At 40.3% G+C, this 17,465-nt stretch carries 33 protein-coding genes, 1 tRNA gene, 1 other RNA gene and 1 pseudogene; 2 read left to right on the top strand and 34 right to left on the bottom strand.

The genetic code is table 11. The features are described 5' to 3' along the window. Positions 1–30 precede the first annotated feature (30 nt). From ffs to smpB, 4 genes are all read right to left on the bottom strand, one after another. An RNA gene (ffs, locus tag ABUL11_RS05950) (signal recognition particle sRNA small type) lies at positions 31–129 on the bottom strand. A gap of 94 nt (positions 130–223) precedes the next feature. Then, on the bottom strand, positions 224–637 hold the full coding sequence (locus tag ABUL11_RS05945) for an RDD family protein (RefSeq protein WP_350282943.1): 414 nt from the start codon (positions 635–637) through the stop codon (positions 224–226). A gap of 103 nt (positions 638–740) precedes the next feature. After that, complete coding sequence (locus ABUL11_RS05940) at positions 741–1,811, bottom strand: COX15/CtaA family protein (RefSeq protein WP_350282942.1); 1,071 nt, start codon at positions 1,809–1,811, stop codon at positions 741–743. 5 nt (positions 1,812–1,816) lie between these two features. Continuing rightward, positions 1,817–2,272: an SsrA-binding protein SmpB gene (gene smpB, locus ABUL11_RS05935; protein ID WP_350282941.1), complete on the bottom strand. Its 456-nt coding sequence runs from the start codon at positions 2,270–2,272 to the stop codon at positions 1,817–1,819. A 111-nt stretch (positions 2,273–2,383) separates the two neighbouring features. Here smpB and ABUL11_RS05930 point away from each other — a divergent pair, with 111 nt between their 5' ends. Both ABUL11_RS05930 and ABUL11_RS05925 read left to right on the top strand, forming a co-directional pair. Continuing rightward, positions 2,384–2,827, top strand: coding sequence for a type II toxin-antitoxin system RatA family toxin (locus ABUL11_RS05930; protein WP_350282940.1), 444 nt, complete (start codon positions 2,384–2,386; stop codon positions 2,825–2,827). Beyond that, positions 2,790–3,116 carry an RnfH family protein gene (locus tag ABUL11_RS05925; RefSeq protein WP_350282939.1) on the top strand — a complete coding sequence of 109 codons (327 nt, stop codon included), beginning with the start codon at positions 2,790–2,792 and terminating at the stop codon, positions 3,114–3,116. Before ABUL11_RS05930 ends, ABUL11_RS05925 begins: the two co-directional genes overlap by 38 nt. A gap of 67 nt (positions 3,117–3,183) precedes the next feature. On the opposite strand, the gene ABUL11_RS05920 is transcribed toward ABUL11_RS05925, so the two are convergent. The 30 genes and pseudogenes from ABUL11_RS05920 to rpsJ all read right to left on the bottom strand — a co-directional run bounded on the left by ABUL11_RS05920 (position 3,184) and on the right by rpsJ (position 17,356). Beyond that, positions 3,184–3,259, bottom strand: a tRNA-Thr gene (locus tag ABUL11_RS05920). Positions 3,260–3,448: 189 nt separating this feature from the next. Further along, complete coding sequence (rplQ, locus tag ABUL11_RS05915) at positions 3,449–3,841, bottom strand: 50S ribosomal protein L17 (RefSeq protein ID WP_350282938.1); 393 nt, start codon at positions 3,839–3,841, stop codon at positions 3,449–3,451. After that, positions 3,828–4,838 (bottom strand): DNA-directed RNA polymerase subunit alpha, encoded by a 1,011-nt coding sequence (locus ABUL11_RS05910; RefSeq protein ID WP_350282937.1) that lies wholly within the window; start codon positions 4,836–4,838, stop codon positions 3,828–3,830. The genes rplQ and ABUL11_RS05910 overlap by 14 nt, the downstream gene beginning before the upstream one ends. Positions 4,839–4,867: 29 nt before the next feature. Further along, on the bottom strand, positions 4,868–5,494 hold the full coding sequence (gene rpsD, locus ABUL11_RS05905) for a 30S ribosomal protein S4 (protein WP_350282936.1): 627 nt from the start codon (positions 5,492–5,494) through the stop codon (positions 4,868–4,870). A 14-nt stretch (positions 5,495–5,508) separates the two neighbouring features. Next, positions 5,509–5,898 carry a 30S ribosomal protein S11 gene (gene rpsK, locus ABUL11_RS05900; RefSeq protein ID WP_350282935.1) on the bottom strand — a complete coding sequence of 130 codons (390 nt, stop codon included), beginning with the start codon at positions 5,896–5,898 and terminating at the stop codon, positions 5,509–5,511. 40 nt (positions 5,899–5,938) lie between these two features. Further along, a complete protein-coding gene (rpsM, locus tag ABUL11_RS05895; protein ID WP_350282934.1) occupies positions 5,939–6,298 on the bottom strand; it encodes a 30S ribosomal protein S13 in 360 nt (119 codons plus the stop codon). Between the two features lie 27 nt (positions 6,299–6,325). Further along, the gene (gene rpmJ / locus ABUL11_RS05890; protein WP_074671290.1) at positions 6,326–6,439 is read right to left on the bottom strand and encodes a 50S ribosomal protein L36; all 114 of its coding nucleotides are present in this window, start codon (positions 6,437–6,439) and stop codon (positions 6,326–6,328) included. Positions 6,440–6,485: 46 nt separating this feature from the next. Next, the gene (gene infA / locus ABUL11_RS05885; protein ID WP_011111057.1) at positions 6,486–6,704 is read right to left on the bottom strand and encodes a translation initiation factor IF-1; all 219 of its coding nucleotides are present in this window, start codon (positions 6,702–6,704) and stop codon (positions 6,486–6,488) included. A 7-nt stretch (positions 6,705–6,711) separates the two neighbouring features. Next, positions 6,712–8,037, bottom strand: a complete 1,326-nt coding sequence (gene secY, locus ABUL11_RS05880) for a preprotein translocase subunit SecY (RefSeq protein ID WP_350282933.1) — start codon at positions 8,035–8,037, stop codon at positions 6,712–6,714. Further along, entirely contained in the window at positions 8,027–8,488 is a 462-nt protein-coding gene (rplO, locus tag ABUL11_RS05875) for a 50S ribosomal protein L15 (RefSeq protein WP_350282932.1), read from the bottom strand. The genes secY and rplO overlap by 11 nt, the downstream gene beginning before the upstream one ends. Before the next feature lies 1 nt (position 8,489). After that, entirely contained in the window at positions 8,490–8,675 is a 186-nt protein-coding gene (gene rpmD / locus ABUL11_RS05870; RefSeq protein WP_350282931.1) for a 50S ribosomal protein L30, read from the bottom strand. Between the two features lie 5 nt (positions 8,676–8,680). Next, positions 8,681–9,214, bottom strand: a complete 534-nt coding sequence (gene rpsE, locus ABUL11_RS05865) for a 30S ribosomal protein S5 (RefSeq protein WP_350282930.1) — start codon at positions 9,212–9,214, stop codon at positions 8,681–8,683. 16 nt (positions 9,215–9,230) lie between these two features. Beyond that, positions 9,231–9,590, bottom strand: a complete 360-nt coding sequence (gene rplR, locus ABUL11_RS05860) for a 50S ribosomal protein L18 (RefSeq protein WP_350282929.1) — start codon at positions 9,588–9,590, stop codon at positions 9,231–9,233. A 14-nt stretch (positions 9,591–9,604) separates the two neighbouring features. Beyond that, positions 9,605–10,147 (bottom strand): 50S ribosomal protein L6, encoded by a 543-nt coding sequence (gene rplF, locus ABUL11_RS05855; protein WP_350282928.1) that lies wholly within the window; start codon positions 10,145–10,147, stop codon positions 9,605–9,607. A gap of 11 nt (positions 10,148–10,158) precedes the next feature. Next, positions 10,159–10,554 carry a 30S ribosomal protein S8 gene (rpsH, locus tag ABUL11_RS05850; RefSeq protein WP_350282927.1) on the bottom strand — a complete coding sequence of 132 codons (396 nt, stop codon included), beginning with the start codon at positions 10,552–10,554 and terminating at the stop codon, positions 10,159–10,161. 75 nt (positions 10,555–10,629) lie between these two features. Next, entirely contained in the window at positions 10,630–10,935 is a 306-nt protein-coding gene (gene rpsN, locus ABUL11_RS05845; RefSeq protein ID WP_350282926.1) for a 30S ribosomal protein S14, read from the bottom strand. 10 nt (positions 10,936–10,945) lie between these two features. Further along, a complete protein-coding gene (rplE, locus tag ABUL11_RS05840; RefSeq protein WP_350282963.1) occupies positions 10,946–11,485 on the bottom strand; it encodes a 50S ribosomal protein L5 in 540 nt (179 codons plus the stop codon). 14 nt (positions 11,486–11,499) lie between these two features. Continuing rightward, positions 11,500–11,817 carry a 50S ribosomal protein L24 gene (rplX, locus tag ABUL11_RS05835; protein WP_350282925.1) on the bottom strand — a complete coding sequence of 106 codons (318 nt, stop codon included), beginning with the start codon at positions 11,815–11,817 and terminating at the stop codon, positions 11,500–11,502. Positions 11,818–11,834: 17 nt separating this feature from the next. Beyond that, on the bottom strand, positions 11,835–12,203 hold the full coding sequence (gene rplN, locus ABUL11_RS05830; RefSeq protein ID WP_350282924.1) for a 50S ribosomal protein L14: 369 nt from the start codon (positions 12,201–12,203) through the stop codon (positions 11,835–11,837). A gap of 74 nt (positions 12,204–12,277) precedes the next feature. Continuing rightward, positions 12,278–12,529, bottom strand: coding sequence for a 30S ribosomal protein S17 (gene rpsQ, locus ABUL11_RS05825; protein ID WP_350282923.1), 252 nt, complete (start codon positions 12,527–12,529; stop codon positions 12,278–12,280). Continuing rightward, positions 12,526–12,720, bottom strand: coding sequence for a 50S ribosomal protein L29 (gene rpmC / locus ABUL11_RS05820; protein WP_350282922.1), 195 nt, complete (start codon positions 12,718–12,720; stop codon positions 12,526–12,528). Before rpmC ends, rpsQ begins: the two co-directional genes overlap by 4 nt. Positions 12,721–12,727: 7 nt before the next feature. Beyond that, the gene (rplP, locus tag ABUL11_RS05815; protein ID WP_350282921.1) at positions 12,728–13,144 is read right to left on the bottom strand and encodes a 50S ribosomal protein L16; all 417 of its coding nucleotides are present in this window, start codon (positions 13,142–13,144) and stop codon (positions 12,728–12,730) included. Between the two features lie 97 nt (positions 13,145–13,241). After that, positions 13,242–13,880: pseudogene (gene rpsC, locus ABUL11_RS05810) on the bottom strand (30S ribosomal protein S3); the annotation flags it as partial. 37 nt (positions 13,881–13,917) lie between these two features. Next, the gene (rplV, locus tag ABUL11_RS05805) at positions 13,918–14,250 is read right to left on the bottom strand and encodes a 50S ribosomal protein L22 (protein WP_350282920.1); all 333 of its coding nucleotides are present in this window, start codon (positions 14,248–14,250) and stop codon (positions 13,918–13,920) included. A gap of 8 nt (positions 14,251–14,258) precedes the next feature. Further along, positions 14,259–14,540: a 30S ribosomal protein S19 gene (rpsS, locus tag ABUL11_RS05800; RefSeq protein WP_350282919.1), complete on the bottom strand. Its 282-nt coding sequence runs from the start codon at positions 14,538–14,540 to the stop codon at positions 14,259–14,261. 6 nt (positions 14,541–14,546) lie between these two features. Next, positions 14,547–15,380: a 50S ribosomal protein L2 gene (gene rplB / locus ABUL11_RS05795; RefSeq protein WP_350282918.1), complete on the bottom strand. Its 834-nt coding sequence runs from the start codon at positions 15,378–15,380 to the stop codon at positions 14,547–14,549. Next, the gene (gene rplW / locus ABUL11_RS05790) at positions 15,380–15,715 is read right to left on the bottom strand and encodes a 50S ribosomal protein L23 (RefSeq protein ID WP_350282917.1); all 336 of its coding nucleotides are present in this window, start codon (positions 15,713–15,715) and stop codon (positions 15,380–15,382) included. Before rplW ends, rplB begins: the two co-directional genes overlap by 1 nt. Continuing rightward, positions 15,712–16,332 carry a 50S ribosomal protein L4 gene (gene rplD / locus ABUL11_RS05785; protein WP_350282916.1) on the bottom strand — a complete coding sequence of 207 codons (621 nt, stop codon included), beginning with the start codon at positions 16,330–16,332 and terminating at the stop codon, positions 15,712–15,714. The genes rplW and rplD overlap by 4 nt, the downstream gene beginning before the upstream one ends. Before the next feature lie 20 nt (positions 16,333–16,352). Continuing rightward, a complete protein-coding gene (gene rplC / locus ABUL11_RS05780; protein WP_350282962.1) occupies positions 16,353–17,030 on the bottom strand; it encodes a 50S ribosomal protein L3 in 678 nt (225 codons plus the stop codon). Positions 17,031–17,047: 17 nt separating this feature from the next. Next, the gene (gene rpsJ / locus ABUL11_RS05775) at positions 17,048–17,356 is read right to left on the bottom strand and encodes a 30S ribosomal protein S10 (RefSeq protein WP_011111035.1); all 309 of its coding nucleotides are present in this window, start codon (positions 17,354–17,356) and stop codon (positions 17,048–17,050) included. Positions 17,357–17,465: the final 109 nt, after the last annotated feature.

The raw sequence follows: 17,465 nt of genomic DNA, 5'->3' as shown, positions 1-17,465 counted from the left end.
GGGAAACAAATCTGCAATTGTACTAAGACAGGTGGCGAGCCGAACCCCCGGCACTTGCGAAAAATAACTGTGGCTGCTTCCTTCCGGACCTGACCAGATTTGCTACCTCACAATGCGGGGAGGCCCGCCAAGCGCTCATTTTACCTCAACCAGTCACTTGAATACAGCTTGTTTTACAATGTAGGCGCACCCCAATAACGGAAGCAGCTACCCTCTACATCAGCTAACTAAGTCTTATTATCCGTGTACCGGCCACCCTGTCGTGCAGGAATTGCCGATTACGATCAAACAAGGCCCATAATAATCCGAACCCTAGAAAACTGATACCTACTACAGCCATCAGGTAGCGAACCATGGCCTGCTGGGTAGTAACTTTTCCACCATTTTCAGAAACAAGGCGCAATTTCCAAGTTTGCATGGCTAGAGTCTGACCACCATGTGTCCAGAACCAGATGAAGTAAATACCACCGACAATTAACAGATAGAACTGGAACAGGGGCTTGAAGTATTCGGCCGTGGTATCACGAAAAAGGAGATGGAACAAAAAAGCAGCAATGAACCACACTCCCAATAACAACAAAGATTCATAAGAGAGTGCCAGTATACGGCGCCAGAACCCCGGTACTGATCCCCCCATCAGTACACTCCCTTATGCTGGTTATTTGCTTCACTCGGAAACTTCATATACTGGATGAGATATCACTGCATTGTCTGTAAGGCTGATCAGGAAATAGATCAAGTCAGCTCAACTTGCGACAGACCCATAGTGCAGCGCTAAACAGCAGTACGGCACCCGCCTGATGTGCTGCAGCGTATGTCAGAGGAACCGACAATAACAGTGTTGTAATTCCTAATGTAACCTGAATACAGAGCATTACCAGTAACAGATGACAAGCCAGGCGACCAGACCACGACAAAGATAATTGTCTTGCTTTGAACCAGAACAACGGGACTATAAACATCAGCAGCCAGGCAATCATACGATGATCGAATTGTACTGTAGTGATATTATCAAAAAAGTTCCGATACCAAGGCTCCAGTACGAATATGGCAGGAGGAATGAAAAAACCATCCATCAGGGGAAATGTGTTGTACGCTTTCCCGGCATGAATCCCTGCCACCAGCCCACCGGACAGTATCATGAAAAATATCAATCCAGTCAGTATCTTGGCAAATCGTCCGAGCTTGCGCACAGACGCAGGATCTGCCGAATGCGTATTCACTGGAGAGAGCAGGCCAATTGCCACCCAGAACATAGCTGCATAAATAATGAAGGCAAGACCAAGGTGTGCGGTCAACCGATACTGACTGACATAGATGTTATCCGCCAGTCCACTCATGACCATGTACCAGCCCATTAAACCCTGCAGACCACCCAGTACAAATATACCCAGCAGCTTGGTACCAAGTACACGATCAACACGCTTACGCACCATGAAATAGACGAACGGGATGAAATAAACCAAGCCGATCAGACGACCAAGTAAACGGTGAAAATACTCCCACCAGAATATGCCCTTGAATTCATCCAGCGTCATCCCTTTGTTAACCTGCTCATACTGTGGAATCTGACGATATTTCTCCAGCAAAACCTCCCAATCTTCCTGACTGATGGGTGGAATAGTTCCTACTATAGGCTTCCATTCAACGATAGATAGCCCAGAGCCTGTCAAGCGTGTCACTCCCCCAACAACAACCATGGCAAATACAAGCGCACAGCAAATTAATAACCAGACTGCAATGGAAGTCTGGTTATTAGTATTTTTATCGGAAATTACAGGAGTAATAGAATGATATGAACTTGTTTGCATAAATATTAATCAGAGGAACGTCGCATGCGTAACAAGCGCTGCTTGTCACGTTCCCATTCCTTACGTTTTTCAGTTTCGCGTTTGTCGTATTGTTTTTTGCCTCGTGCGAGGCCGATTTCCAGCTTGATTCTACCTGATTTATAATGCATATCCAGCGGGACCAGAGTATATCCAGCACGTTCTACCTTACCAATGAGTTCCTTGATTTGTGATGCATGTAACAACAGCTTGCGCGTTTTAACAGGATCAGGATTTACATGTGTTGATGCCGTTGCCAATGGGCTTATGTGACTTCCTATAAGAAACAACTCACCTTTGCGAACCAGTATATAGGCTTCTTTCAACTGAGCCCGTCCAGCGCGGATTGCTTTAACTTCCCATCCTTCAAGCGCAATGCCAACCTCATACTTTTCCTCGATAAAATAATCGTGAAAAGCTTTTTTATTTTGCACAATGCTCATTGAATACAACGGAAAGATAATTTGCTTATGAAAAATTTTCGTTTAGTGTATCAGTTTTTAGTATCCTTACGCCCTGAATAAGGGAATAAGGGAATAAGGGAATATGGCATTATGGCTGAAATAGAAAAAACAGTGCTGGTAGGTTATTCAGCAGCTCAGATGTTTCATCTGGTAGATACGGTGGAAAACTATCCAGATTTTCTACCATGGTGTTCAGGCGCTTCCATAAAACTTATGGAAGACAATGAAACGATACAGGCAACTGTTCATATTGATTATCATCATATCAAGCACAGCTTTACCACAAAAAATACACGCCACCCGCCCGAATTAATCAAAATGGAACTGGTGGAGGGACCCTTTGAAAAACTGGATGGTTACTGGCGATTTATTCCTCTATCGGAAAATGCCTGCAAGATCGAGTTCCAATTACATTACACATTCTCGCATAAACTACTTGAGAAACTGGTTGGGCCGGTATTTTATGTCATTGCTAACAATTTCGTGGAAGCTTTTGTTGAACAAGCAGAAAAAATTTATGGTCCCGGGATCTAGGAAAAGGTCAATCACCATAGAAATTGCCTTTGTGCTCCCTCAGCAGCAATTCCTCAAACAATTTCAGGTTCCAGCGGGTACTTCAATTTATCAGGCAATCAAACTTTCCGGTGTAGAGAATTTCTATCCTGAAAAAGACCGTAGTGCCCTCAAAACCGGGATCTATGGGAAAATCACCAGCCCGGAAACGATTCTCCATCAGAATGATCGTATTGAAATATACAGGCCCCTTAATATTGATCCAAAAGAAAAACGCAGACTGAAATCAGATCGTCTCACGAAAGGGTAAAAATAGAAATTGTTGGAACTACTGTAACGTAGTTAAACAGTAGGAAATGATATGAACTGTAGTATTTTGGTGCCGCAGAGAGGAGTCGAACCCCCGACTTGCTGATTACGAATCAGCTACTCTACCAACTGAGTTACTGCGGCTTTCAGGAAATATTTATACTAATTACACTGGCTTCCAGTAAAATTTTTATTACTGAATTTTGATTGGGAAATTAAAAACACCCCAACTCATCATTTATCGAAAATTCTGAACTGGGGTGATTTATCGGATAACTGATTAATTACGTATAAAGCAGGTCTAAAATAAATTTTAAATAAAAAGATAACTACTTAATTTGCCGAATCAGCAGAAATAATGTCAGTTTCAGGTCTATCCAGCAATTCTACAATAGCCATGGGGGCATTATCACCTCTCCTGAAACCACACTTTAAAATCCTTATATAGCCTCCATTCCGGTTTTGATAGCGGGGGCCCAATTCAGAAAATATTTTAATTACATTATCCCTATTTCTCAGTCTGTCAAACGCCAAACGCTTGCTTGCAAGCGAAGGATTCTTACCTAAAGTAATCACCGGTTCAACGACACGGCGAAGTTCCTTGGCTTTTGGAAGTGTAGTTTTAATAATTTCATGTTCAAGTAATGAATTTGTGAGATTCCTGAACATAGCCAATCGATGGCTTGAAGTACGGTTTAACTTCCGTAAACCATTACGATGACGCATGACCGGGTTCCTTTATATAGTTTTCCAAATTAGCTGGCGGCCAATTTTCTAATTTCATACCCAAGGATAAATCACGAGAAGCAAGAACTTCTTTAATTTCATTAAGTGATTTCCTTCCCAAGTTAGGAGTACGAAGTAACTCTGCTTCAGTTCGTTGAATCAAATCACCAATATAAAAAATATTTTCAACCTTCAAACAGTTTGCAGAACGTACTGTAAGCTCCAAATCGTCAACCGGACGCAGTAGTATAGGGTCGATTACTGGCGCTTTTGGCTGTTCTGTCGGCAATGGTGTGCTTTCAAGATCAGCAAAGAAGGAGAACTGTTCAACCAAGACCTTAGCCGCATACCGTATAGCTTCTTCAGGATCTACTGAACCATTTGTCTCTATATCGATAATCAACTTATCGAGGTCAGTTCTTTGTTCTACACGAGCACTTTCTACGGCGTAACTTACACGTCTGATCGGACTGAACGAAGCATCTAACAGAATATCTCCGATCGAAGAAGAGCTTTTATCCTCCTTACTGCGATTAGCAGAAGGCAAATAACCCCGCCCTTTTTCAACAGTAATTTGAGCCTCGATCTTCCCACCACTCGTGATGTGCGCAATCACATGATCTGGATTTACTATCTCTACATCATGAGTCGCTTCAATATCACCCGCTGTTACAATACCTTCCGAGCTTTTCCTCAGAGCAAGAACCGACTGATCCCTATTATTATGAAGTTTAAGAACCACTCCCTTCAAGTTCAGTATTAGATCAACAACATCCTCTTGTAAACCATCTATTGTTGAATATTCATGAACTACTCCACTAATACTGACTTTGGTTGGTGCACAACCGGGGATGGAAGATAACAATACTCTTCGCAATGCGTTACCCAGAGTGTAGCCAAAACCATGCTCAAAAGGCTCCATTACGACCTTTGCATGCAAAGGTGAAATATTATGCACCTCTACAATTCTAGGTGTCAGAAAACTATTCGATGACATAAATACGCCAATATATAAAAAAGTGCCAATTACTTGGAATAAAGTTCCACAACTAAAGATTCATTAATCGTCGAAGATAAATCACTACGTTCAGGCTTACTCTTATAAACGCCTTTAAGGTTATCAAAATCCACTTCCAGCCAAGATGGGGTGCTGCGACGTTTGGTTGCTTCGATAGAAGCTTTGATTCTCAAATAGCTCTTTGCATGTTCAGCAATTTCAACAAGATCACCAGGCTCAACTAATTGAGATGGGATATTTGCTCTTTTTCCGTTCAATAAAATGCAATTATGTCTTACTATCTGTCTTGCTTCTGATCTGGAAGATCCAAACCCCATATTATAAGCAACATTATCAAGACGGCTTTCTAGAAGCTGTAGTAAATTGTCACCTGTAACGCCTTTTTGTCTATCAGCTCGTTTATAAACATTACGGAATTGGTTTTCAAGCAACCCATAAATCCTTCTTATTTTTTGTTTTTCCCTGAGTTGTACCGCATAATCAGATAATCTTATTCTCTTTTGTCCATGTTGCCCGGGCGGATAATTCCTTCGTTCTATGGGGCATTTATCACTAAAGCATTTATCTCCCTTGAGGAATAATTTTTCGCCTTCACGACGACATTGACGACACTTTGGGTTTATATTTCTGGCCACAAATTTTCTCCTTCTTAGATACGACGCTTCTTGGGTGGCCTACATCCATTATGAGGTATGGGCGTCACATCGGTTATACTGGTGATTTTAAAACCTGTGGCATTAAGGGCCCGTACAGCAGAGTCACGACCCGGACCGGGTCCTTTTACTCTTACTTCTAAATTTTTAACGCCATACTCCAGTGCTGCCCTGCCCGCATGTTCTGCAGCAACTTGTGCCGCAAAGGGAGTACTTTTACGTGACCCTTTAAACCCTACTCCACCCGACGTTGCCCAGGAAAGAGCATTCCCTTGACGGTCAGAAATAGTCACGATTGTATTATTGAAAGAGGCATGAATATGCGCCACTCCCTCAACAACATTTTTTTTAACCTTTTTACGGCTTTTTAATGAAGGCTTTACCATTAATTTCTTTGCTTATGAAGTATATTAAAAATAGTTTAAATTATCTGGCGCGTATTGCTTTACGTGGCCCCTTCCTGGTTCGAGCATTAGTTTTAGTTCTCTGACCTCGCACTGGTAAACCACGACGATGTCTCAATCCACGATAACTACCAAGATCTATTAATCTTTTGATATTCATTGAGGTCTCTCTGCGTAAATCTCCCTCAACAATCAACTTTGAAACCGATTCTCTTAATTCATCTAGCTTAATATCTTCCAGGTCTTTAAGCTTAACAAAAGGTGGAATCTGTAAATCAGAACAAATTCTACGAGCTGTCGTGTTCCCTATTCCATAAATTGCTGTCAATGCTATATTGACATGCTTGTTACTAGGTAAATTAACACCTGCTATACGAGCCATTTTCCCTACCCTAACATAAAATACTGATTAGCCTTGACGTTGTTTATGCCTAGCATCAACACAAATAACACGCACAACACCATATCGCCTTATTATTTTGCAATTCCTACATATCTTTTTGATCGATGCACGTACCTTCATAGAACACTCACTATATATTTATATTATTAAAAAATCAGGTTAAATTTTATTTAGTCCGAAAAGTTATCCGAGCTCTAGTTAAATCATAAGGAGTCAAATCAACTGTCACCTTATCTCCCGGTAATATACGGATATAATTCATTCTCATTTTACCTGAAATATGGCCTAATACGATATGACCATTCTCCAACTTTATCCTGAAAGTAGCATTCGGAAGTGTTTCTATGACCTCACCCTGCATCTGTATAGTTTCTTCTTTAGCCATAAAAAACCTATCGCGAGAAACTACTGCCACCAGTCTTAAAATTAGCTTTCTTCAATAAACTCTCATATTGACCCGACATCACATGAGATTGAACTTGAGCCATAAAATCCATCGTAACTACTACTATGATTAATAACGATGTTCCGCCAAAATAGAATGGAACGTTCCATTTCAGGATCATAAACTCGGGTAACAAACAAACCAATGTAACGTATATTGAGCCAATCAATGTAAGCCTCAACATGATACGTTCTATATACCGTGTAGTTTGATCTCCAGGCCTTATTCCAGGTATAAAGGCACCACTTTTTTTCAGGTTATCTGCAGTTTCTTTTGGATTAAAAACAAGTGCGGTATAAAAAAAACAAAAGAAAATAATTAAAGCAGCATATAGCGCAACATAAATAGGCTGTCCTGGCGCCAAGGCACCGCTGAAATCTTTTAACCAGTCCAACGATAGACTATCTGAAAACCAGCCAGCCAAGGTAGCAGGGAATAGAATAATACTTGAAGCAAATATCGGAGGTATAACCCCAGACATATTTAACTTTAATGGTAAATGGGAGGATTGACCGCCCATAACCTGCTTACCAACCTGCCTTTTCGCATAATTAACCAAAATTTTACGCTGGCCACGCTCAATAAATACAACAAAATATGTTATTGCTATTGCAGCGATAAAGATGAACAATGCTGTAAGAAAGTGCATTGCACCAGTATTCACTAGTTCTAATGTACCCCCAACAGCGCTTGGAAGTCCTGCTGCAATTCCTGCAAAAATTATTAGTGAAATGCCATTTCCGATACCACGTTCAGTAATTTGCTCTCCTAGCCACATAAGAAACATGGTCCCAGTTACAAGAGTAATGACTGTTGTAACAATAAAATAAAAACCAGGCTGAATCACTAAACCAGGTTGTGATTGCAGTGCAATAGAAATTCCGTAACTCTGCAATGTAGAAAGAAACAATGTACCGTAACGTGTATATTGTGTAATCTTTTTCCTTCCAGACTCGCCTTCTTTTTTCAAAGACTCCAAGTAAGGCACTGCTACAGTGCCTAATTGCATGATGATTGATGCAGATATATATGGCATGATGCCAAGAGCGAATATAGAAAACCTTGACAGTGCACCGCCAGAGAACATATTAAACATGCCAAGAATTCCACCTTCCTGAGAATCAAACAGATCCTTCAAAACAACAGGATCAATCCCAGGAACAGGAACATGAGCACCGATACGATATACTATCAGAGCTAATATTAAGAACCAGAATCGTTTCTTTAGATCGTAGAACCTATCAGTCAAAGCAGCTTTAGATTTAGATACCATTTACATCTTTTATAGTTAGTTCAACCAAACCACCCATTCTCTCTACTGCCTCTTTTGCTCCACGCGAAACTACCAAGTCTTTTATTTTAACTGCACGTTCAGTTAATCGATCATCCAGGATAACTTTAACCGGATCGTTTACATTTTTTATCAAGCCATATTCACATAAAACACTTGGATTAAACTCATTTGAATCAATTAGCTGCAAGGTAGAAAGCTTAATCTCCTGCGCTCGTTTCTTACCATAAACAGTAAAACCACTCTTTGGCAGCCGCCGTTGCAATGGCATCTGCCCACCCTCGAAACCAACCTTATGAAAACCTCCAGCACGTGATTTCTGCCCTTTGTGCCCTCTGCCACATGTTTTACCAAGTCCGGAGCCTATTCCACGACCCACACGCCTTTTAGGTTTGGTAGATCCAATACCAGGTTTTATTGTATTAAGCTTCACGTCATTCCTCTACTTTTAACAGGTAGGCTGTTTTATTGATCATTCCCCTTATTGATGGATGATCACATAGGGAAACTGTATGGTTCAATTTTCTTAGCCCCATACCTTTGATTACCAGTCTATGACTACGTCTTGTACCAATCAAGCTTTTTACCAAGGTTACCTTTATAGTTTTTTGCTTTTCCATTTACATCAAGCCCCAGTAATCTCGTCAATACTTTTTCCTCTTTTAGCAGCGATCATCGCCGGCGTTTGGATTTTGCTTAATCCATCCAACGTAGCACGCACAATATTATAAGGATTTGTGGAACCCAAGCATTTAGCTAAAATATTATGAATTCCCATTACCTCAAAAATTGCCCTCATCGGCCCTCCAGCAATAATACCCGTACCTTCTGAAGCAGGCTGCATATATACCCTAGCTGCACCGTGTCGCCCAATTACAGAATGGTGAAGCGTCCCATTTATAAGGTTCACTTTAACCATATGCTGTCGAGCTTCATCCATTGCTTTCTGAACGGCAAGAGGTACTTCTCTGGATTTCCCTTTACCCATACCAACGCTACCCTTTCCGTCACCTACTACTGTCAATGCAGCAAAGCCAAGAATTCTTCCACCTTTTACCACTTTGGTGACACGATTGACAGAAACCATTTTTTCTTTCAATCCATCTGTTTTTACCTCATCTGGGGTTTTAGTATTAGCAGATTTAGTTGTTTTGGCCACCTTGATTACCTCTAATTTAGAACTTCATACCAGCTGATCTGGCTGCATCAGCAAGAGCTTTTATTCGACCATGATACTTGAAACCTGATCTATCAAATGCCACTTCATAAATTTGAGATTCAATAGATTTTTTTGCTACCAAGTCACCTATGTACTTAGCTGCTTCAATTGTTCCACCGTTCGGATACTGCTTTCTCACCTCAGCTTCAACCGTAGAAACACTTACAACCACACGATTTGAAGAAGGATCTAGAACTTGAGCGTAAATATGATTATTGCTCTTATGAACAGATAACCTGAACTGCTTCGAGTTTTCTATTTTAATTCTAGTCGCTTTGGCTCGCCTTAAGCGCATCTGCTTAGTATTTAGCAACATTACAAGCCCCTACCTTACTTTTTCTTAGTTTCTTTAATTATAACTTTTTCATCGGAATAACGTATTCCTTTACCTTTATAAGGTTCAGGACGTCGATATGATCTTACATCTGCCGCAACCTGCCCTACTTTCTGCTTATCTATTCCCTTAATTAAAATTTCGGTTGTACTTGGTGTTTCAACCTTGATACCCTCTGGAACAGCATAAGCAACCGGATGAGAAAAGCCTAAATTTAAATTAAGAGTGTTACCAACTGCCTGAGCCTTATATCCGACTCCAATAATAAGCAATTTTTTTTCAAATCCAGCTGTCACACCCTTTATCATGTTGGATATAAGAGCCTTAAGAGTGCCAACTATCGACTTAGCCTGTTTTGTAGCATTTAAAGCCTCAATCGTTAACTGGTTGGAACTTATGACAACTTTAGTATTGTCTGCATCAATAGATTGAAACAAACTACCCAGCGGACCTTTGATAAATACACCCAACTCAGTCAACTGAACTTCTACCGATTTTGGTATTTCTATAGGTTTTGCCGTTATAAAAACTGATGACATTGATAATTACCTCAAGTAACTACACACAATAACTCACCACCGACGCCAGCCATCCTCGCTGTACGCTCTGTCATAACCCCCTTGGAAGTTGACACTATTGCTATCCCCAAACCATTCATTACCTTAGGTAAATCATTCTTCGATTTATAGCTTCTCAATCCAGGTTTACTTACCCGGCTAATTGAAGCAATAACAGGCTCCCCATTAAAATATTTCAGAGTTACGCTGATACACGGTTTTTTATGATTGGAATCTTCTTGAAAATTCTCAATATACCCTTCTTCTTTCAAGATTTTCAAAATTGCTTTCTTTAAATTTGAAGAAGGTAGTTTTATTTCTTTTTGCTCAGCCGATTGAGCATTTCTTATACGCGTAAGCATATCGGCTATAGGATCAGTCATACACATATATACACCATTTGCCTTTTATTTCCGAAAAACTGGCCAATTGCCAGTTTCAACCTTTTTTCTCAATTCGAAATACTACCAACTTGCCTTTATAAGACCTGGAATTTCACCACGCATAGCTATCTCTCGCAGCTTAATCCGACCCAAACCAAATTTCTTGAATACTCCCCTGGGTCGTCCAGTCAAAGCACAACGCTGCCGCAACCTAACCGGACTGGCATTTCTGGGCAATTTCTGAAGAAGATCTCTAGCTGACACTTTAGCCTCAATGTCAGATCCCGAATCCTTTAATATAGAAATTATCTCTGCACGCCGTACAGCATATTTATTAACAATTCTTAATCTCTTCAAATTACGATTTACAATTGATTTTTTTGCCACAATACATTCCCTAATTTTTAAACGGAAACTTAAAAGCTGATAAAAGTGCTTTAGCTTCTTGATCAGTCTTGGCGGTTGTAGTGACAGTAATATTCAAACCACGCACTTTATCAATCTTATCGTAATCGATCTCAGGAAAGATAATTTGCTCTTTAATTCCCATATTAAAATTTCCGCGACCATCAAACCCTTTAACTTGGATTCCTCTAAAATCACGAATACGTGGAATCGCAATGTTAACAAGACGATCTAAGAATTCGTACATTTTTACACCCCGCAAAGTTACTTTACAGCCGACGGGATAACCTTGTCTTACCTTGAAAGTGGCAATTGACTTCTTAGCTTTTGTCACAACAGGCTTCTGTGCTGAGATTTTTTCCAAATCACTAACAGCACTTTCCATAATCTTTTTATCTGCGGATGCCTCACCCACTCCCATATTCAGAGTGATTTTGGTGATCTTTGGAACTTCCATTACAGTCTTATAGCTAAACTTCTGTGTAAGCTCCTTAGTAACCGTGTCTCTATAGTATTCTAATAATCGTGCCATTTCTTTATCCACTTTTATGAATCGATCAAAGTACCATCCGATTTAAAATACCGTACTTTATTACCCGACTCATTAACCCTAAAACCTACCCTATCAGCTTTATTTTTTGCGGGATTGAAAATTGCGACATTCGAAATATGCAAAGGCTTTTCAGTCTCCACAATTCCACCAGTAGTATTTTTGTTAGGATTAGGTTTGATATGAGATTTAGCTTTATTTACATCTCTCACTATTACCCTTTCAGCACTTTGAAATCGGATGATTGTAGATTGCTTACCTTTATCCTTCCCGGCAATAACTACCACATTGTCACCTTTTCTAATCTTTTTCATGACTTATAAATTCCCCTTTATATAACTTCAGGAGCAAGTGAAACAATTTTCATGAATTTCGCCGTACGGAGCTCACGCGTAACCGGACCAAAAATCCTAGTCCCTATCGGTTCTAGTTTATTATTCAAAATTACCGCCGCATTAGTATCAAACTTGACCAAAGAACCATCAGCCCTACGAATCCCCTTAGCGGTACGCACGATAACTGCATTGTATACTTCACCTTTTTTAATCCGTCCCCGCGGAGCAGCATCTTTTACGGCCACCTTGATAACATCACCGATCCCAGCGAACCTTCTCTTCGAACCGCCCAAGACCTTAATACACATTACTGTACGTGCCCCCGTATTATCCGCTACTTTCAGTAATGATTGCATCTGAATCATATTTCAGCTTCCTATCTATAATTGGCTAACGAAAGAGATATAACTTAATTATTATCAATAAAAATTTCTATCAGTTAACCTTCAATTACTCTAACTACCTGCCAAGCTTTGGTTTTTGACTTTGGACGAGTTTCGCTTATAGCTACAATGTCACCCAGTTTATATTGATTGAGCTCATCATGTGCATGATACTTACTTGAGCGCGTAACAATTTTTCCATATAAAGGGTGTTTTACTTTCCTGTCTATCCTTACCGTTACAGTCTTATCTCTTTTATCACTCACGACCTGTCCAATCAGTGTCTTGCTTTGATTGTCTGAGCTCATAATTGTCCTGTTTTCTCTCGAATAATTGTTTTAAGACGTGCGATATCTCTACGTACTTTGTTAATCTGGGATACGTTAGCAAGCTGTTGCGTCCTATGTTGCAGTCTTAGGCCAAATTGTGCTCTTCTGAGAGAGAGGAGCTCTTTTTCCAGCTCTGGTAATTTCTTTTCCCGTAGCTCTTGTGCCTTCATTTAAAAATCAACTCCCCAAATGCCGAATTACAAAAGTGGTCTGCATTGGCAGTTTTGCTGCAGCCAACCTAAATGCCTCGCGTGCAAGTGATTCGTCCACCCCATCCATTTCATAAAGCATTTTGCCTGGTTGAATTTCAGCAACATAGTACTCAGGATTCCCCTTACCTTTACCCATCCTCACCTCGGCAGGTTTCTGTGAGATAGGCTTATCTGGAAATACTCTTATCCAAATCCGACCCCCTCGCTTAATATGCCGCGTCATAGCTCGTCTCGCAGCCTCAATCTGCCTTGAAGTCAATCTGCCACGGCCAACAGCTTTTAACCCAAATTCCCCAAAACTGACTTTTGCCCCTCTTGTTGCCATGCCAGTATTACGACCTTTGTGCTGCTTTCTAAATTTGGTTCTGGCGGGTTGTAACATTACATATTTCCTTTGTTATTCCGGGATGTACAGTATTAACTGCGATCTTAAAATGTAGGCATCCAAATAAGATATCTGCAATTAATAATTAGTTTTGCCTTTCCTTGCTGCCAAGTTGTTCGCCTTTAAAAACCCATACTTTAACGCCAATAATCCCATACGTTGTTTTAGCCTCTGAAGTTCCGTAATCAACTTCTGCACGTAATGTATGAAGTGGCACTCTACCTTCTCTATACCATTCAGTTCGAGCTATTTCTATACCATTTAATCTGCCGGAACTCATAATTTTTATCCCTTGAGCACCAAGGCGCATGGCATTCTGTATAGCTCTTTTCATAGCTCTTCTGAACATTATCCTTTTTTCGAGCTGCTGAGTGATACTTGTGGCAATAAGCTGAGCATCAATCTCAGGTTTTCGTATTTCCTCTATATTGATGTGCACTGGAACATTCATCAATTTCTCAACATCCCTACGAAGAATTTCTATATCTTCGCCTTTCTTACCTATGACTACGCCAGGACGTGACGTATGTATCGTAATCTTCGCATTTTTTGAAGGCCGCTCAATTATGATACTTCCAACTGAAGCATGTGCCAGTTTCTTTTGAAGATACTGTCTAACATTAATATCTTCATTTAAGAAATCTGAAAACTTCTTTGTATTTGTATACCAACGTGAAGACCAGTTCTTTAAAACTGCTAGCCTAAACCCAGTTGGATTAATTTTTTGACCCATAAACCATTTACCCTTCTCTTATGAACCCGACTTATTTTTACCTACTCGAAACAGTTAAGAAAATGTTGCACGTGGGCTTCGATATACGGTTTCCTCTCCCTTTTGCACGCGGACTCACACGCTTAAGGGTAGTTCCCTGGCCAACAAAAATCTGACTGATCTTCAATTCATCAATATCTGCACCTTCATTGTGTTCTGCATTTGCTACAGCCGACTCAAGAAGCTTTAAAATAATTGCAGCTCCCTTTTTAGGGCTAAAAGATAAAAGTTTAATAGCCCGCTCTACCTGTAGACCACGTATCTGATCTGCAACAAGACGCCCTTTTTGTGCAGATAACCTTACGCTACGTAAAACTGCGGATGTTTCCATATATTATCCTATCGCTTAGATCCGGCCTTCTTATCTCCGGCATGGCCTTTAAACGTTCTGGTATGTGAGAATTCACCAAGTTTATGACCTACCATATTTTCAGTCACAAAAACAGGAACATGTTGCCTGCCATTATGAACCGCAATTGTCAAACCAATAAAATCGGGGAGTATCGTTGATCTTCTCGACCAGGTTTTAATCGGTTTTTTGTCATTATTTTGACGAGCGGTTAAAACCTTATTTACAAGATGAAGATCAACAAACGGACCTTTGGAAACAGATCGACTCATTCTTTTTTAACCTTTCCTAGAATATCTACTGCGAACAATCATATTAACCGTTCGTTTATTTTTTCTTGTACGAGATCCTTTCGAAGGAATTCCCCAAGGACTGACAGGATGCCTCCCTGCAGCTGTTTTACCTTCTCCGCCGCCATGTGGATGATCTATAGGGTTCATTGCCACGCCACGGACAGTTGGCCTGACCCCCCTCCATCGGATAGCGCCGGCCTTACCAATTGACTGCAAATTATGTTCGGAATTACCAACTTCACCTATTGTGGCCCTGCAGCTTATATGAATTTTTCTGATCTCACCTGATCTCAGCCTAATTTGAGAATAATCACCTTCTTTTGCCATTAACTGCGCTGATGAACCTGCTGACCGTGCAAGTTGCGCACCTTTCCCCGGCTTCAATTCAATACAATGTATTACACTCCCCACAGGTATATTTCGTATTGGCAGCGTATTACCCATCTTAATGGGCGAACCAGAACCACTGACCAGATACGAACCGATCTCAATATCTTTCGCTGCAATGATGTACCTTCTCTCACCATCGGCATAACAAAGCAAAGCTATATAGGCACTTCTATTGGGATCATATTCGATACGTTCTACTTTTGCGGGGATATCATCTTTATTTCTACGAAAATCAACTATACGATAATGTTGTTTATGGCCACCACCAATATGACGTACCGTTATTTTTCCTGAATTATTTCTACCCGCATTCTTTTTCTTTTTTTCTATTAATGCAGCAAAAGGCCTACCTTTATAAATGAAATCATTTACAGATTTAATTACAGATCTTCTGCCTGGTGAGGTGGGCTTAGTTTTCCTTAGTGCCATTATTTATCCTCGAATAATTTAACATCAGTAAAGTCTATCTCACGATCCCCTTTAAGACTTACAAATGCTTTTTTCCAATCCGACTTTTGTCCAAGGTAACGGCCAAATCTTTTCTTCTTTCCTTTTACATTCGCTACTTGCACGCTCTTGACCTGAACATTTTGTGATTTCCAGATCTGTTCGATTGCTGATTTAATTTCAGTTTTATTGGCATCACGCGAAACATAAAATATGATTTGTTTCGTTTTTTCTGCAATAAAAGTCGACTTCTCGGAAATCTGTGGAGCTTTTATTACTTCTAATGCTCTTTCGCTACTTATTGTAATATTTCTCATTGCAACACATTTTCAATTTTATTTACCGTATCCCGAGTAATAACCACGTTGTCATATGCCAACAAACTAACAGGATCTATTAAATCAACTTCAACTATTTTCAGATTTGGAAGATTTCTGGAAGCTAGATACAGGTTGCTATCTACCTCACTGGTAATAATCATTACATTTTTCAGCTGGTAGTTTTTTAACTTCTGCAAACAAATCTTTGTTTTTGGTACCTCTACCTGAAACTCGTCAATAGCCACCAACTTATTATTTCTCAATAACTCTGAAAATATTGTGCACATTCCAGCACGATACATTTTCCGGTTTAATTTCTGCTTGAAATTTTCCCCAGGCTTATTTGGAAAAATCTTTCCACCCCCACGCCAAAGCGGGTTGGTTGCAGCACCTGTTCTTGCTCTGCCGGTCCCTTTTTGTCTCCACTGTTTCCGCGTTGAGCCAGTAACATCTGAACGCCCTTTCTGGGCACGCGTTCCCGCTCTTGCGTTCGCCAAATAAGACTTAACTACCTGATGAACTAACGCTTCGTTATAAACCCTGCCAAAAACAGATTCTGATACCTCTATATTTTCAATTTGTCCGTTTTCGAATATACAAGGAATTTTAACCATTTACTCACACTCATCTGTTGTTATTTATTTGGCTGTTTCGCACCAGGGCGTATAAAAACACCATTACCCTTGAATCCCGGAACTGAACCTTTTAAAAAAATCAAACCTCTACCAGCATCGATACGCACAACCTCTATATTCTGAACGGTGCACCGTTCACCTCCCAAACGCCCAGTCATTTTTTTCCCTGGAAATACTCTGCCTGGATCCTGCGCCATACCAATCGAACCAGGAACATTATGTGATCTTGAATTCCCGTGACTGGCTCTGCTTGAAGAAAAATTATGGCGTTTTATAGTACCAGCATATCCCTTTCCTATTGATACGCCACATACATCCACCTTTGATCCCACTTCAAAAAGTTCAACACTGATTTCAGATCCGATCTTTATATCACTGCCAATATCATGATCAACTCTAAATTCCTTGATCACAGTCCCAGCCTCAACCCCAGCTTGTGAAAAATGTCCTGATAGCGCTTTTGTTATTCGACTTTTACGGCGATGCCCTTGTGTTAGCTGTACCGCAGAGTAGCCATCTTTCTCTTCCGTTTTAACCTGAACCACACGATTTCCTGATACATCAAGAACGGTAACAGGTATGCTGTTTCCTGACTCGGTAAATACTCTCGTCATACCTATTTTTTTACCGATTAAACCTAGTTTCATTATTTTCCTCTTTAATGAATCTTTACCTATCACAGCCAATCACTAGGTTAAAGCTTAATTTCCACATCAACTCCAGCAGGCAAATCAAGCTTCATCAATGCATCAACTGTTTTATCTGTCGGGTCAATAATATCCATTAATCTTAGATGTGTTCTAATCTCAAACTGATCTCGAGAAGTTTTATTTACGTGTGGCGACCGTAAAACATCAAACCGTTCTATACGTGTTGGAAGTGGAACAGGCCCTTTAACGACTGCACCCGTACGCTTGGCAGTTTCCACTATCTCAATAGCCGACTTATCTATCAAGCGATAGTCAAACGCCTTTAAGCGTATTCGAATTTTCTGATTTTGCATAAAAAATTATATATTTTTAAAAAGTATCCCTGATCGTCACCACAACCAATCCCAAATCACTCGATCACTTTAGCGACCACGCCTGCGCCTACGGTACGTCCGCCTTCAC

This window comes from Nitrosomonas sp. (assembly GCF_040256045.1).
Taxonomy (GTDB): domain Bacteria; phylum Pseudomonadota; class Gammaproteobacteria; order Burkholderiales; family Nitrosomonadaceae; genus Nitrosomonas.
The sequence above is the reverse complement of the archived record's forward strand: the minus strand, read 5'-3'. Positions and strand labels throughout refer to the sequence as shown.